Annotated in this window: 13 protein-coding genes; 7 read left to right on the top strand and 6 right to left on the bottom strand. The window is 55.7% G+C overall.

What is annotated here, in order from left to right:
• Positions 1-43 precede the first annotated feature (43 nt).
• The 3 genes from IGW04_RS12065 to IGW04_RS12055 are packed head-to-tail and all read right to left on the bottom strand — an operon-like array spanning position 44 to position 1,330.
• Positions 44-391, bottom strand: coding sequence for a hypothetical protein (locus tag IGW04_RS12065; RefSeq protein ID WP_194713322.1), 348 nt, complete (start codon positions 389-391; stop codon positions 44-46).
• Between the two features lie 54 nt (positions 392-445).
• Positions 446-946: a hypothetical protein gene (locus IGW04_RS12060; RefSeq protein WP_228527048.1), complete on the bottom strand. Its 501-nt coding sequence runs from the start codon at positions 944-946 to the stop codon at positions 446-448.
• 3 nt (positions 947-949) lie between these two features.
• Positions 950-1,330 (bottom strand): metal-dependent hydrolase, encoded by a 381-nt coding sequence (locus IGW04_RS12055; protein WP_323744850.1) that lies wholly within the window; start codon positions 1,328-1,330, stop codon positions 950-952.
• Positions 1,331-1,443: 113 nt separating this feature from the next.
• On the opposite strand from IGW04_RS12055, the gene IGW04_RS12050 reads away from it, so the two are divergent.
• Genes IGW04_RS12050 through IGW04_RS12040 form a run of 3 tightly spaced genes read left to right on the top strand, consistent with a single transcriptional unit; the run spans position 1,444 to position 4,717 of the window.
• Entirely contained in the window at positions 1,444-1,863 is a 420-nt protein-coding gene (locus IGW04_RS12050; protein WP_194713321.1) for a hypothetical protein, read from the top strand.
• Positions 1,860-3,053, top strand: a complete 1,194-nt coding sequence (locus IGW04_RS12045; RefSeq protein WP_194713320.1) for a hypothetical protein — start codon at positions 1,860-1,862, stop codon at positions 3,051-3,053. The genes IGW04_RS12050 and IGW04_RS12045 overlap by 4 nt, the downstream gene beginning before the upstream one ends.
• Entirely contained in the window at positions 3,047-4,717 is a 1,671-nt protein-coding gene (locus IGW04_RS12040) for a conjugal transfer protein TraN (RefSeq protein WP_194713319.1), read from the top strand. Before IGW04_RS12045 ends, IGW04_RS12040 begins: the two co-directional genes overlap by 7 nt.
• Positions 4,718-4,784: 67 nt before the next feature.
• Here the strand turns inward: IGW04_RS12040 and IGW04_RS12035 are convergent, their stop codons facing one another.
• Together IGW04_RS12035 and IGW04_RS12030 are read right to left on the bottom strand one after the other, a co-directional pair.
• A complete protein-coding gene (locus tag IGW04_RS12035; RefSeq protein ID WP_194713318.1) occupies positions 4,785-6,140 on the bottom strand; it encodes an IS701 family transposase in 1,356 nt (451 codons plus the stop codon).
• Positions 6,141-6,210: 70 nt separating this feature from the next.
• A complete protein-coding gene (locus tag IGW04_RS12030; protein WP_194713317.1) occupies positions 6,211-7,065 on the bottom strand; it encodes a tetratricopeptide repeat protein in 855 nt (284 codons plus the stop codon).
• Positions 7,066-7,148: 83 nt separating this feature from the next.
• Here IGW04_RS12030 and IGW04_RS12025 point away from each other — a divergent pair, with 83 nt between their 5' ends.
• Genes IGW04_RS12025 through IGW04_RS12015 form a run of 4 tightly spaced genes read left to right on the top strand, consistent with a single transcriptional unit; the run spans position 7,149 to position 10,006 of the window.
• The gene (locus tag IGW04_RS12025; protein ID WP_194713316.1) at positions 7,149-7,571 is read left to right on the top strand and encodes a lytic transglycosylase domain-containing protein; all 423 of its coding nucleotides are present in this window, start codon (positions 7,149-7,151) and stop codon (positions 7,569-7,571) included.
• Positions 7,572-7,573: 2 nt separating this feature from the next.
• The gene (locus IGW04_RS12020) at positions 7,574-7,849 is read left to right on the top strand and encodes a hypothetical protein (protein ID WP_194713315.1); all 276 of its coding nucleotides are present in this window, start codon (positions 7,574-7,576) and stop codon (positions 7,847-7,849) included.
• Complete coding sequence (locus IGW04_RS25750; RefSeq protein ID WP_228527046.1) at positions 7,846-9,522, top strand: GspE/PulE family protein; 1,677 nt, start codon at positions 7,846-7,848, stop codon at positions 9,520-9,522. The genes IGW04_RS12020 and IGW04_RS25750 overlap by 4 nt, the downstream gene beginning before the upstream one ends.
• Entirely contained in the window at positions 9,479-10,006 is a 528-nt protein-coding gene (locus IGW04_RS12015) for a thioredoxin domain-containing protein (protein WP_228527045.1), read from the top strand. The genes IGW04_RS25750 and IGW04_RS12015 overlap by 44 nt, the downstream gene beginning before the upstream one ends.
• A gap of 262 nt (positions 10,007-10,268) precedes the next feature.
• Here the strand turns inward: IGW04_RS12015 and IGW04_RS12010 are convergent, their stop codons facing one another.
• Positions 10,269-13,667 (bottom strand): conjugal transfer protein TraG N-terminal domain-containing protein, encoded by a 3,399-nt coding sequence (locus tag IGW04_RS12010; protein ID WP_194713313.1) that lies wholly within the window; start codon positions 13,665-13,667, stop codon positions 10,269-10,271.
• Between the last annotated feature and the right edge of the window lie 6 nt (positions 13,668-13,673).

The raw sequence follows: 13,673 nt of genomic DNA, 5'->3' as shown, positions 1-13,673 counted from the left end.
ACTAAAAAATCCCTGCAGCACATGGCAGCAGGGATCGGGTAAATTAAATAAACAGATCAGCAAACAAATCTGGGGTCTGTGTGGCTTTCGTTTTCAAAACTGGCGACGGTGCGGTTTTAGCCGGGACCGGCGCCGACTGAACCACCATAGGGATACTTGACGTCATCGAGTCGGTGCTGGGCAAGACGGCGTCCTTACTGGCGGCCCCTTTCATAGACAAGCTCGAAAAAGCCGCGCATTCACACTGCCAATCTGGATTGTGGAAAACAGCTTCCATACTGCGGCCTGCCTTCTGCCGCTTCATGCACCACACAAAGCCGGTCATGTTCTCAACGGTGCTTGGCGTGCTGTGCTCGCAAGAACCACACGTCTTTATCAATGCTGCGTTCATCAAAATCCTCCATAGTTGAGGCACTCACTTTGGCCTTATGGACGGAAATGAGTCTCACGGAATTGGAAGATAAAGCCATGCAATATAGCCAACTGCGCCGAGGTAGATCGGCCAGGACCGCAATGAAATGCGCCAGTCCGTGGAAGATGGCCAGCAGCTGATCAGTACCGAGGCGAGCACAATCCAGATCGGTGGATCAATCCAAAGGAATGTCCATCCATCCAGTATCCGCCAGTAAGCCACCGCAGCGGCCAGAGGCAAACCGAACAAGGGAGCAATGGCGAGCGGGAGTGCGTTGTACCAAGTGATATTGGAAAAACAGACCGAGCCCAGCTCCATGGTTCCCTGCTGCCCCCGTCTCGGGATCACAGACATGCCAACCGGCCTTGCACCGAGGATGGCGCCGGCGATCAGATGCAGCGTCTCATGCACGAAGACGCCGAAAAACATGAACGCGGCACACAGGCGAACGCTGCGGCATTTTATGCGCACAAAAAGGGCCAGCAGCAACGGTGGAATCAGATAATACAAAATTGGCAACTGCTTCCACCACATTTCTTAGCGCCTGTATCGTTTTGGTTGCTTGCGTCGTTTGTAAGGATGAAAGACAGGCACGCCCATTGGTGTGCGGGCATCCATGAGCACATGGGTCAACCCACTCAAGGTGAAACCTGCTGCGATACACCATATAAACGTCCCGTCCGCCACTGCGTGCCACATGGTCCAGATGGTAGCCGCAATCCACGCCATCATCCAGTGCGTGATGGTCCTGTGCGGGATAAGGGAATAACGCGTACCCCACCACGCCCATCCCGAGATCTCCATCCAGTCAGGTGAACTCGATCCCCAGACGCAGCCGCAGGCCAGTAGCAGCAGCTGCCAGGGCGTAAAGACGTCCCGCGCCAGATAAACGGATGCGGCTGCAACCAGCACGCCCACGGCAAAGTGCGCTCCTTTTGAACTCAATTTCTTGCTTTCTATCTATTTTTGCATACAAACGCATAACAGGTAGATATACTAGCGCCGTATCCAAAAACCATCAAGGTTATTCAATGAGCAGAAGAAGAAAGTCACGCTATGCCGTCATGGCTGCAACAGCAATCATGGCTCTTGTTCCATTTGCGCCGGCGCGAGCGGCCGACAGCAAGGCCATTGTCCTTGCCGCACTCGGGGATGGCGTCTTTACGGGCACGATGACAGGCGGTATCGCAGACAAGTTCAAGACCATTACGCGATCGGCCAGCCCGGTCCAGGCAAAGGTCGTGCTGCTCAAGCGGTTCAAGGACGTTGGTTGCGGCCGCCTGAAATTCACCCTTGGCCAGGACAACGTTCCTGGGCCGGATGGCTCTTCCCGGCCCTTTGAAACCACTTTCGAGATGAATGTCTGTGCCGACGGCTCATATCCATCAGATGGCGTTGACCTTGCGCAGTTTCCCGTCCCGCCTCAGCCTTCAGCAAAGGATTTGAAATGAAGTACTTTCACCTTGCAGCTGGATTTGTTGCTGCCTGCTTCTTTGCGAATGTCCAGGCGGCAGGTCCGGGCTTCGATCCCGCGCAGCTGACATCGAAGCATGATGCGGGAATTGATTTCGCAAAAAGCCAGTTGGGAAAATCCGCGGCAAATGTGAACCTGAACAATGCCAAAAGCACGCCCTTCTACAATCCCAGTCCCAAGCAAGCGGCAGGATTTGCTTCGACCGATATTTTCGGGATTGGCTCGTCGCGCATTACCGAGTGCAAGACGGAGGCAAAGGGCACCGACAAGGTAGCCAATCAGGAATGCGAAGCGGTTAATTTCTTGGCCAAAAACCCTGATAACCGTAAACGCTTCCAGTTGCCATCGAACGACCCTGCGATCCTGGCCGGACGGGATGCTATCAACAAGGCGAAGAAGGATACGCTTTCCGAAAACGGTTGCGTGATGCGGACGACAACGACACCAAGCCAAAGCCGAATCGAATCATGCAATGAATACAACCCGATTGAGGCGAGCAACTGCATCATGGGCCGCGAGATTGTGGTGGACGACTACTCGAACTACCAGTGCGACCAGACGTTGAATGCCTACGAATACCCGAAGTGCAACAAATCACCTTACTTCAACACCGTGATGACGCCAAGCTGCGCGGTGGGGTCCGAGGTCAGTGTCTCCAGTTGGAGTGCCTCCATGAACAAGGACCCATGCCGCGGTGGTGATAACTTAGTCGTCAAATACGTTTGTGATGCCACTGATACGCCTACCTTGCGTGTCCTCATTTCTGAGAATCAGAACGCCGATGGCGCGAATTATAACGGGCTACAGCCTTCCAACTATTACCAGACCGTCGCATTCAATAACTGTAAGGCGACTATCCGTGGCAATACAAGCTGCACGAATGGTACATGCTCGGGAAACTATTACGCTGATATTTTTTATGGCCCGCCTCCAGTAACGTACTACTGCCCGGATGGGAGCCAACCGATCACCGACTGGGAAACGGGACAGCAGGTTTGTTATGTAAACGGTTTTGGTTATCTACCGGCTGATGCCTATGAAGGAGATTCACGCGGATCCTATTCCGGCACACTCTCGCTTCAGGCAAATTTTCAGACTTATTCCAAAACTGTTCAGTACGCCGGCACGACTAATACCTGCCAGGCATTGGAGGCAAGGACATGGTAACAAGACACTTTGCACTCCTTGTCATACTTGTTGTCAGCACGCTGTTCTCATTTGCCCACGCCGGCGACTGCAGGAAGGTGGGCGAGATCTGCGTCGATACAACGCCAGGCAAGTACATCGACGGCGTATATGTCACCCTTGCCCAGGCTGGGGGATGCTGGAATTATGAAAACACCTACGAATGCATCAAGTCGAACAGTGTCGATTACTGCTCGGGGATTCGGAATACGGCAGGCTGTTATCAGACCTCCGCTCAGGTAAAAAACTACGCTTTCAACGGGGCGGTCCTCGACCAGACCCTGACATACCGCTGCAATGACGTCAATCAGCCGACGCCGCCCAATACGGTACGGCTGGACAATACCTATACAGTGGTAAAAGACCAGTTCAATCATACCCAGTGCTCACCATTGGAGACGAACAACCACTGCCAGCTTGCCGCGCATACGTGTACCCAAGGCCCGGCCACGCGAATTATCAACGGCATGCCGGTGTATCGGGACTGCTGGGAATACAAGGACGATTATTCGTGCCTTTTACCGAGCAAGACGAACGATTGCCAGCCGCTGAAAGACAGAGGTTGCACGCCAGTCGATTCTACCTGCCTGACGCAGGACCCTAATGGATTTGGATGCACCATGAAGCAGATTTCCTACAGCTGCGTGATCCGGCAAGGCGAAACCAGGACTGAGGAAGATTGCAGCGTGCGCCAAGTTTGTCAGAATGGTACGTGCTGGGACAGCTCTTCACCCAACGATACGGATTTCGCCCAAGCTGTCGCGATGCAGGAAGCAATGCGGGAAGCAGGGAAATATGATCCCGATGCGACCGATCTGTTTCGCGGAATTTCGCAGGGCTGTACCAAAGGCTATATCGGTCTAAAAAACTGTTGCAAGACTGAAACCGCGGCTGGTCAGGACAACAACAGTGTCATGACACAAATGCTGATGGACGCTGGAAAGTCAGGTGCTGGCCAGGTCGCGAATCTGGGAAGCAAGTATGCGTATGACTTCCTTTACAGTGACACCGGTTGGCTTGGCTCTGGGAGCTCATGTGTGTCGACACTGTTTGAGCCAACCAACTTTACGGCCTCTTTCGGGGCCTATGGCTTCAGCGTTGGGGGTGCGACAGCACCGACATTTTTGGGCACAGCTGCAACGCCTATTGCGGGGGGCGTTGGAGGAATGCCAACGCTCTACTTCAACCCGTATGCGCTTGCCTTTGCCATAGCCATGCAGATCGTCATGGAAATGATCGAATGCACCCCCGAGGAACAGAAGCTCGGTATGGCGAGGGGGGCCAACCTGTGCACCTACGTAGGGTCTTACTGCTCTACGAAAGTCCTGGGTGGCTGCGTAGAAACCAAGCAGAATTACTGCTGTTTCAACAGCAAACTGTCCCGAATTATCAATGAGCAGGGCCGCCCTCAGCTTGGTCGCACCTGGGGCACTGCAAAAAATCCTGATTGCCGCGGATTCACCGCCGACGAGTTTGGCCAGATGGATTGGTCGAAAATAGATATGGGAGAGTTTGTCACCGACATCATGTCATCCGTCCAGATTCCCAATGCAGATGAGATCGGCAAGCGGATGACAGACAATATGAGCTCAAGGATTAGCAATAATCCGACCGTCAACAATCCGACATTACCTACAGTGAAATAAGCAGCAAAAAGAAAACCGGGCCTCGCCCGGTTTTTTTTCGCCTCTTAACACTACTCTGCCATGTTACTCACGTTGAATCAGACGTATTGTGGCGCTGCATTGAGGACACCGAAGGCAAATGACAGGGCGTAGCGCGGCGAGAATGGCGCGGCGTACTGCCGGCAGTGATGGCTGAGGTGGCGGACCCGGTGCATTGGCTACTGGTTTTTTCCGCCGCTTGTAAATTACTGGCCAAGCGCCGATGCTGCAGATAGGTAAATGCCATCATCGTCAGTAACGCATGATGGTGAAGCCCCAGCCAGGATCTGCCCTCATAATGGTCCAGGCCAAGTTCGTCCTTGAGCTGCTGATGCGCCTGCTCGCATGCCCAGCGGGCCTTGATCGCGCGTACCAGCGTTCTGCGCGGCGTGTTAGGCGGGTGGTTGGTGAAGTAATATTTGCGCTCGCCGCTGGAGCGTGCTTCGCACACCAGCCATGCGGCCTGGCCAGGAAGATGCTGCCAATGCGAAGCTAGTACACCATCTGCAACGCATACGCGCACAGCAGCAAAGCGCGCGCTAAGCATGCCTTTGGTGCCGCAGCGCCACGAACAGCGCCGCAGTGCTTTGGGACCCAACGTATCAATCATCTGTACGACCGACATGCTCGGCACCGAAGGCTTTGCATACTTGGCGGGGCGCCCCACCGGCGGATTGGCTGGCATATCAAGCGTCACATCCACTGGATAGACCTTCTGTGTCGGCTGCACACCCACTGCCCAGCGTAGCCCTCGCTGCGTCAGTCCGGCGCGAAACTCTGCCGAACTGCCATAGCCGGCGTCGGCCAGCACGATGCCAAAGCGCACATCGTCGGCCAGCGCGGCATCAATCTGCGCCAGCGCGATGTCGCCCTTGGGTTCGAACGTAACGGATTCAGGCACCTTGGCTGCTGCGCGACGCGCTTCGTCCTGTGCCCAATCTTCGGGCAAGTACAGCCGCAGGGCGATCGGCACTGGCACTTCCTTGCGCGCCAGAGTAAGAGAGACCAATACTTGGCAGTTGGCCTGCTTGCCCAACACGCCGCAGTGCTGGCGCTTGACACCGACCGAATGCTTGCCCTGCTTGGGCAGCGCCGTGTCATCCACGATCAGTACGGCGTCCTTGCCGCCTACTAGGGCGTCAGCCGTCTTGCGCAGCACCTGTTCCAGCGGCGTAGTGGACCAAGTCGACGTGGATACGAAGTGGTGGAGCTGCTGTGTCTGCCCAGGACACACGCGCTCGGCCATCGGCTCGACACTCTTGCGTGTCCCCGCACCGAGGAGTCCTTGCAAATAGAGTGGCGCCCAGCAGCGCTGCTCGGAACGCTTAAAGGCTGCCAGAAATGGTTGTAGCCATTCTTGGAAATCTGCAAGCCAGTCAGTTCCGGCTGGAATTACGGAATTCATGGATATTCCTCCATAAAGCCATAACCAGAAATCCTACTCCTTTACTTGGCAGAGTAGTGTTAATCACCTTCTAGCCGAACACTTCGTAGATTGTGCTCTTGTAGTCGACCTTCTGGCTGTCTCCATGCGCCGCAAGCCAGTTGTTGGCAAATGCTGTCGCCTCCCTGCTCTCAGCAGCTTCCAGGTTGAAGGCAGCAACGGCGCCCGCACCGGCCTTGTTCTTGTTCTTGCCCGTGTAGATCATCCACCAGGCCGCAGCCATGACGGGATTTTTATCCGCGCCAAGTCCCTGTTCATAGATTTTGGACAGGAGCGCCGGCGAATTGGGCTCGGAAGCCTGTGCAGCCTTCATCAGCCACGCATAAGACTCCTTGTAGCTCTTCTTTTCATACAACATTCGACCGATCAGATAGAAGCCGATGACATTTCCCCGGTTGGATGCTTCATTGGCCCACTTCCATGCTTCATCCCGGTCACCCTTGGCAAGCGCATGCAGCGCCAGCCTTACCTGGGCCTGCTGAACGCCGGCGCCGGTCGCCGCCTCCTTGAAAAACCCATAGGCGCGTTCTTCATTTTTCGTAACGCCGCGGCCGAAAAAGTACAGGACGCCGACGTTGTACTTGGCCAACGGATAGGTCTTCGCAGAAGCGACGAAATAATTGAACGCTGCAGCACTGTCTTTCTTGACGCCCTTGCCGTTATCGAGCATCCAACCGGCGAAGTTTTGGGCAGTCGCATTGCCTTGCTGCGCCAGAGAGAAAATCTCCCCCACGGCCGCCTTGCTGCCGGCGCGGTAGGCGCTCCAGGCGCGCAGGACTTCCGTGCTTTCCTTGGCGCTGCCCAGCACCGCCATCATCTTGTCGGCCATACCGGCAGTTTCCTGCGCCACTGAAAAGGGACTTGCGAGCAGGCCAAGCGCCAGCATGGCGCGTCGTCGTTTGCTAAAAAAATACATATTGGATACCGGTTGGATATAAATACCTGTGTTGTTTCTGTATAATAACACGGATGAATACCCGAACTGTATCTGCTTTTGCCTTGATGGCAGCCTTCTCCCTCAGTGCCCATGCCTTCTGCTTCGATGAGGCGGCGAGCCGGTACAAGGTCGACAAGTCATTGTTGATGGCCATTGCAAAGACCGAATCTTCCTTTCGAGCCAATGCGGTGAATGTCAACAGCAACGGCAGCGAGGATATCGGCCTCATGCAGATCAACGACAGCTGGTTGCCCACGCTTCGAAAGTGGGGAATCGACCGCTCGCGGCTTTTCGATCCCTGCACGAACGTCAATGTTGGGGCATGGGTACTCGCCAATAACTTTGTTCGGCATGGCCGCACATGGAAAGCCGTCGGAGCTTATAACGCACGCTCGACGGACAAACAGGAGGTATACGCCATGAAGGTCTGGAAAAACCTCAACTTAGGAAATTAACCGTGAAAACAATCATTGGGGGCGCGGCTTCCGCGCTTGCTATCGGATTTGCCCTGTACGTCGTGGCCTCGCCCGACTCCTGCACGCGCGTTGACCGTGGCGCAGCGCCGGTACGCATCGCCATGGATGGCATTCGCTGGGCTGGCCACAACTGGCTCAGTACCGACGCACGGCTTGAAATGCTGAAATACAGCATCCATGCTGACACCGGCACGCAGCGCTTCCTCTCACAACAGTTCTACGGTCAGCCAAACGTCTGCAAGGCTGAAAACACATGATCAAGGAACCGGATTTATTTATCGCCATCGGTCATGTTGACCGTGAAGCGACGCGTCAACTCAACGACCTATTCCATGATGCGGCGAGGCTGCGGGTGTCGGACGTTCATCTTCTCTACCAAGAGGGCAAGTGTCAGATTTGTTTCCGCGCCGGCGGCGTGTTGGAGGAAATCGTCGTGGTCGACGCGCAGACTGCCAAACAGTTCGACGAAAAGATCCGAGCCCGATCGCAGATGTCACAGGCAGACCGGCACCACTCGCTCGATGGCCGGATGCGCTTGCGCTATGTGGACCGCAGTATCGATGTGCGTGTGTCTGTAATCCCCGTGGTCGGTGGCCAGAAGATCGTATGCCGGCTGCTGGATCAGGCAAACGCAGCTATGGACATGCAATCGATTCGCATGACGTCGATGACGCGTTACTACCTTGAAGAGCTGATCGAGGAGCCACAAGGGCTGCTTCTGGTCTGCGGACCCACTGGCTCGGGGAAAACCACCACCCTTTATGGGCTGCTGGGTGCCCTGAATGACGGCAAGCGCAACCTGATGACGATTGAAAATCCGGTGGAATACGTGATCCCGGGAATCGGCCAGGTCAACATCGACCAGCATGTCTCGTTCCCGGACGCACTACGCGCCATTTTGCGGCAAGACCCTGATGTCATCCTGGTGGGTGAAATTCGCGACGCGGAGACGGCCAAGATTGCTGTGAGCGCTGCCAATACGGGCCACCTGGTGCTCTCTACTCTGCACGCCAATAACTCGGCGCTGGCGATCACCCGGCTCATCGAACTGGGAGTAGATCCGCAAACGCTGGCTGCAGCGTTGCGCGGCGTTTTAGCGCAGCGTCTGGTGCCAACAGTGGACCCGGACGCCGGCTTTGACTGGCAGGAGCCATCCGAATTCGACGCGGCCTGGATGGCACTTCATGGTATCGATGCGCAAGGCCTGTATTTCCCGCGCCTGGATAAGGGTCAGCAGTTTACCGGCAAGACGCCGGTCATCGAGATGGTCAAGGCTGACAAGGCAGTCAGGGCGGCGATAGTTTCTGGCATGGGCGAGCAGCCTATCTTCAATGCGGCCGCACGCCAGATGCAGTTCGAGACGCTGGCCCAAGCGGGTGTGCGTCTGGCCAATGAAGGCGTGACCTCGATGGACCAGGTTCGGAAAATCGTTGGTCAGGATGCCATCCTGCCAGAGGTCAGGCGTCTGGGCGAGGTGCTGGTGGCCAATCGCTGGGCGGAACTGACGCAAATCACTGCTGCGCTGGAAACTCAGGTCACACGGTACAAACAGGGCCGTCTGACCCGGCTGGGCGAAATCCTGATCGAAGAAAGCATTTGCACTCTCGAGCAGGTCATCGATGCGATCGGCGTCACAGAGGGTGCGGTCGAATCTGCCTTCATGTTCGTCCTCAGAGGAAGGCTGACGGAAAAGGAGCTGAAATCCACCGTTCAGGAATGGAAAGTTCAAACCAAGCGCGAGTCGCTGTTCGACATGTTAGTCAACAAAGGTTATTTTACTAAGGAAGAATTGTATGAATCGTCGTTCGTTTCTTGCGCAGGCCGGTGCACTACTTGCGGTGCCGGCCCTTGCCAGCGCGCAGAAGATCGCCCCGCCCCAGCCCCAAATGCCCTTTCGAGAAGTCGGATTCCGGTTAGCGGACTCGCGTAAGGTACTCTGTTTCTTTGCCTTCACCTGTCCGGTGTGCGCGGCTTACCACGCCTCTGTTGCGCAATGGGGAGAAACGTTGCCTCCGGGGTGGAAACTGGAGTTCGTGCCGGTTACTCTGCCGCAGCGGGATACCGTCATTGCAGCGCGGGCATATTTCGCCGCGCTGAAGGCCGATCCAGCAAAAATCTATGACTTCGTCGGTTCGGCCTATACCCAGATTCAGCAGGAGGGGATGAAGCAGGATGATCCACGCACCTGGGCGACGGCAGCGCGGATGGCGCGCATCCGCCAGTTCGAGGAAAGCTGGGAAAAGATTTCTACTAGTGCGGTGAAGAAGTCTTACGAGGATCTGATCGCCTACCAGGTATCAGCCACGCCCAGCCTTGCCATCGGTGGGCGCTACGTCATCACGCCCGATGACACCAATGGAGATCGCGACCTTTTTTTCCGGCTCGCCGCGGCAATGGTCTCTAAAAGTATGTGAACCAAAGCCATGGCTGGGGCATTCATTGCTCCCAGCCATGTCTGGCTGTTACTTCGTCTCGCCCTCCACGCTCCCTTCCTTTTCCGTCTCAATCGTTTTCACCGGTCCGTAAAAACAGGATTGCGCATTTCGTTGCCTACCGCTCGCCGCAATCTCAGATGCAGCCTATAAGTTTGCTCGACGGTCCAATGAAATTGGCAAGTATATAAAAAAGCGAACCAGTTGCTACACTGGTCCGCTTTGTTGCCGACATAACTAGGCTCTATCGCTTGCTTTTCGGAAGCCGAGCTGGTCGTCCCGGTGGGTTGGCGGCTGGCTGTGCCGCACCAGGAGAAGGGGCAGGTCCGGATGCGGCTGTTGGTTGGGAATTTGGGGGATTCGCGCCTTTTATAGGTTTTCCTTCGACGTCCAATCCAGCATCACGGTTCATGCGGCCACTAAGCGCTGAGCCAGCCGCGGCAGCGCCCGAAGCTGCAAAGGCGATGCCCTGGAAGTTTCCGAGACGATTTTCCAGAGCCTTTGCACCATCGCTTACATCGGTCACAGCAGGGGCGTCTGGCCTATGCAGGCTGTCCCGCATCATGTCCGCTTGGCCTGTCGATTTCAGTGCAGCATCGCCGCGATTGGCGCCGCTGGCTGGATTATTCGCCTCTGCAACGAACTCTTTGACGGGGGGGCGACCCCCAGCGGTTGTCTCACCAAGGTGTCCTACCGCTCCCGCAACCTCTCCGACTTTGGGGACCATAGTGGTCGGAACAGCGTCAGCTGTGCGTGCCGCCACCGGTGCAACTTGCTTGTCTACTTTTGCCTCATCCACCTTCTTCGGTTGTGCCAAATGGGCATTGTGATCCGAACGAGGCGCGTCTGTTGCGCCCATGACGTAATTGGGGTCCCTGATCTGTAGTGCGAAGGCCTCTACAACGGCGTTATGGTCGTCCCGGTTTTTGAATTTTTTATCGCCCATGTAAGTTTGAGCTTTGCTCATTGCTTGCGCCCAGCCCTGCGCATCCTGCTGCTGGTGCTGGAAGGCCTTTTCAGCATTGGCCTGTCGACTTCCAGGGTTCGCATTAAGCTCTTGTAAGACTGCCTCTGGCCCCATGTCCTTCGAGATCGTTTGACCGGTTGCGGTCGAGACACTTGCTATATAGGACTGTTCACTTGCAATCGATTTTTGCAGGGCTTTTCCAAAGATCTGAGTTGCCGTATCTAAGTCGCTGTGCGAGCGCGTATCCGACTTCAAATTCGACCTGGTCGTGGATTCCTGGTGCATAGCGCCTTTCTTTTCGGTCATGCCCCACTCTTTGACCACCTTGACTGCTTCGGTCTGGTTCTCGGAGGATGCAGATTTGAAAGAATCAGTGTGTTTCAGGGCGATCTGTGCGGCAGCACTCGCTTTCGAGTCGGTATTGTCAGAAAAGAGTTGAGCCAGTTCGCGCCCATCAATATTTTTAAGTTTTCCCGCGACGTTCTTTGACCCGCCCACGACGGAAGAAATTGCACGACCAGTGCCCTTTGCAAACGCAGCGCCAACGGTTGTACGCATAGCGGCCATCGCGAGTCCGCCGGCGCCGCCTTCGGGCGCGGTAAGTACGCCAGCCGCTACTGAAGCGGCTGTATAGGCGCCGGCGGCCACAGTTCCCCAAGCTTCCTCCCGCGCGGCAGCATCATCGCCAAACAGTTTGCCCGCAAAAGAGGGATTTTTTGCAGTCTGCGAGGCGATGCTGTCCTGAACTGCCTGCTGGGCTTGGGCGGGGTTGAGTTTGCCTCCGCCGCCGATTTTGTTCATCAGCCCTCCAGCAATGGCAGCACTGATGCTTGAGTTGAGCGCAAGCGTCGCGGTTTTGTCTTGGGCAACGTTTTGGGCTTCTTCTTTCGAAATCTGGATACCCTTGCCGCGCTCAGTTGACAAGCCGATCTTATTTCCTATTTCGTAGCCTTGATATTGCGAATCGACTTTGCTGTTGCCAATACTCAAGACGCCGGCTCGTATGCTGGCATCTGCATCAGCCAGTTGACGCTGCATTGCTTGTGAGTTGGCTTCTATATCTGAAGCACGGAGTGACTCCGCGCTTGCAATGCCTGACTGGTTTGCCACATTGAACCGCATCGCGCCTTTCACGGCGTTCTCGCCGGTCACGGAGCCGTGCTGGCGGTCGACGGCGGATGCCATGCTGGCCATCACCGGGGCTGCACTTGCTACTGGCGGCGTGATCTGGCTCGGTTCGGTGTGGCCTTGGCCATTCCATTTCCCAGCGAGGCTGCTCAAGGAATAAATCGAACCGGACAGAAGTGCAAGGGAGACCATCGGGGTCGCCGCGAGAAGATCCGAAGCGAGCGCCAGGCGGGTGCCGAGAACGTCGAATTGCGCATTCAGGCTTGCAGGGGTAAGTACGCCTGTCCCATTTTGAATGGCAATGAGCTTGTCGGAGACATTGGACTGGATATACATCTGGATGACGGCCGCAAAGGGCAGCCAGGAACTGGTCCATACGCCAAAACCAAGATATTTTATATACAGCGGCAATGCGCCCGCACCTTTGAACAAGCTATAGAGGATGACGATCGGTGCGAATCCAAAAAACATCAGCTGGAGGAAGACGATCGCCGGGGTCATCATCTTGGTAAAGAATGTCCCGTTCGACGCGGACTCGGCCTTCCATTTCTCGAATGCCTGGTTCAGGGTCAAGGTGCACGTACTGAAGTCCTGCTGGCTGGCTGTGCTGTCCATGCAACGGAACGTATCGTTGACCGTGTCATACAGCAGCGCATTGAGCGCATAGGCGCGGGTGTCCTGCTGGCTGGAACCCACCATGCCGCCGACCTGCCCGATGTTTGTAATCGCGGACTCAACGTCGGCCAGCTTGAATTGGCCTTTGGGGTCATTCGGATTTTTCTCGTTCGCGTTCTTGTTGACCAGATTTTCAAACTTCTTGCTATTGTAGAAAGCCGTGGCGGCCGTCAGGATCTTCTGTCCGGCGTCCGGACATGCCATTGCCGTCCCATTTGGAATGTTTGAAACGTCGTAGTAATTTGTCAGGCCGGATGGACGGGCTTTCTCAACGATGTATGCCAACATGTCGGGGGCTTGCCCATAGCCGCCGGTCACATCGCCTTTCAAAAACGTGGTCGACCCCGGCACACAGTCGATAATGAATTGCTGAACGCTCGCAGCAAGATATGGCTCCGTGCTGGTGATGCCCCGCCTCAACGACAACAGTAACTTCAGCGGCATGACATAGCCGGATGTCGAGACAGACATGTAGCTGCCGTTTACGTTCTGGTAGGCCGTATTCGAATAGTCGAAAATCTTGTAGGCGCCGGTTGTGAAGAGACTGGCCGGCGCGGTAATGATGAGCGGCACGTTATCGACTTTTGCCGTCTGGCCCGAGTAGATGTCTTCAATGACGACGCTCGTGGGTATGGACATGAATGCCACCATGCCCGCGAACATGATCGGGGTTGTGATGGGATGCTGACCCATCTTGCTGTCGCCTGCCATCTTGCCCAAGGCACCGGCCAGACAGGCAAGCAATGCAACAAGCCCGGCGGCCAGTTGCGTGGAAAGGATGAAGCCCTTCTGGCCAAATATCATCGCCACACTGTTCAAAACCGAGTAAAACGACGAAGCGTCACCCAGGACGTAGACGGGAAAAGTAAGCACTGCGTT

The sequence above is a fragment of the Noviherbaspirillum soli genome, assembly GCF_015352955.1.
GTDB classification, from domain to species: domain Bacteria; phylum Pseudomonadota; class Gammaproteobacteria; order Burkholderiales; family Burkholderiaceae_D; genus Noviherbaspirillum_A; species Noviherbaspirillum_A soli.
Note: the sequence above shows the minus strand (reverse complement) of the source record. Positions and strands in the feature narration are given on the sequence as shown.

Excerpts from the sequence above, each read along its gene's own strand:
- IGW04_RS12050 (WP_194713321.1), top strand. The coding sequence starts at position 1,444 with ATGAGCAGAAGAAGAAAGTCACGCTATGCCGTCATGGCTGCAACAGCA.
- IGW04_RS12025 (WP_194713316.1), top strand. The coding sequence starts at position 7,149 with ATGAATACCCGAACTGTATCTGCTTTTGCCTTGATGGCAGCCTTCTCC.
- IGW04_RS25750 (WP_228527046.1), top strand. The coding sequence starts at position 7,846 with ATGATCAAGGAACCGGATTTATTTATCGCCATCGGTCATGTTGACCGT.
- IGW04_RS12065 (WP_194713322.1), bottom strand. The coding sequence starts at position 391 with ATGAACGCAGCATTGATAAAGACGTGTGGTTCTTGCGAGCACAGCACG.
- IGW04_RS12060 (WP_228527048.1), bottom strand. The coding sequence starts at position 946 with ATGTGGTGGAAGCAGTTGCCAATTTTGTATTATCTGATTCCACCGTTG.
- IGW04_RS12045 (WP_194713320.1), top strand. The coding sequence starts at position 1,860 with ATGAAGTACTTTCACCTTGCAGCTGGATTTGTTGCTGCCTGCTTCTTT.
- IGW04_RS12030 (WP_194713317.1), bottom strand. The coding sequence starts at position 7,065 with ATGCTGGCGCTTGGCCTGCTCGCAAGTCCCTTTTCAGTGGCGCAGGAA.
- IGW04_RS12015 (WP_228527045.1), top strand. The coding sequence starts at position 9,479 with ATGCCCTTTCGAGAAGTCGGATTCCGGTTAGCGGACTCGCGTAAGGTA.
- IGW04_RS12035 (WP_194713318.1), bottom strand. The coding sequence starts at position 6,140 with ATGAATTCCGTAATTCCAGCCGGAACTGACTGGCTTGCAGATTTCCAA.
- IGW04_RS12040 (WP_194713319.1), top strand. The coding sequence starts at position 3,047 with ATGGTAACAAGACACTTTGCACTCCTTGTCATACTTGTTGTCAGCACG.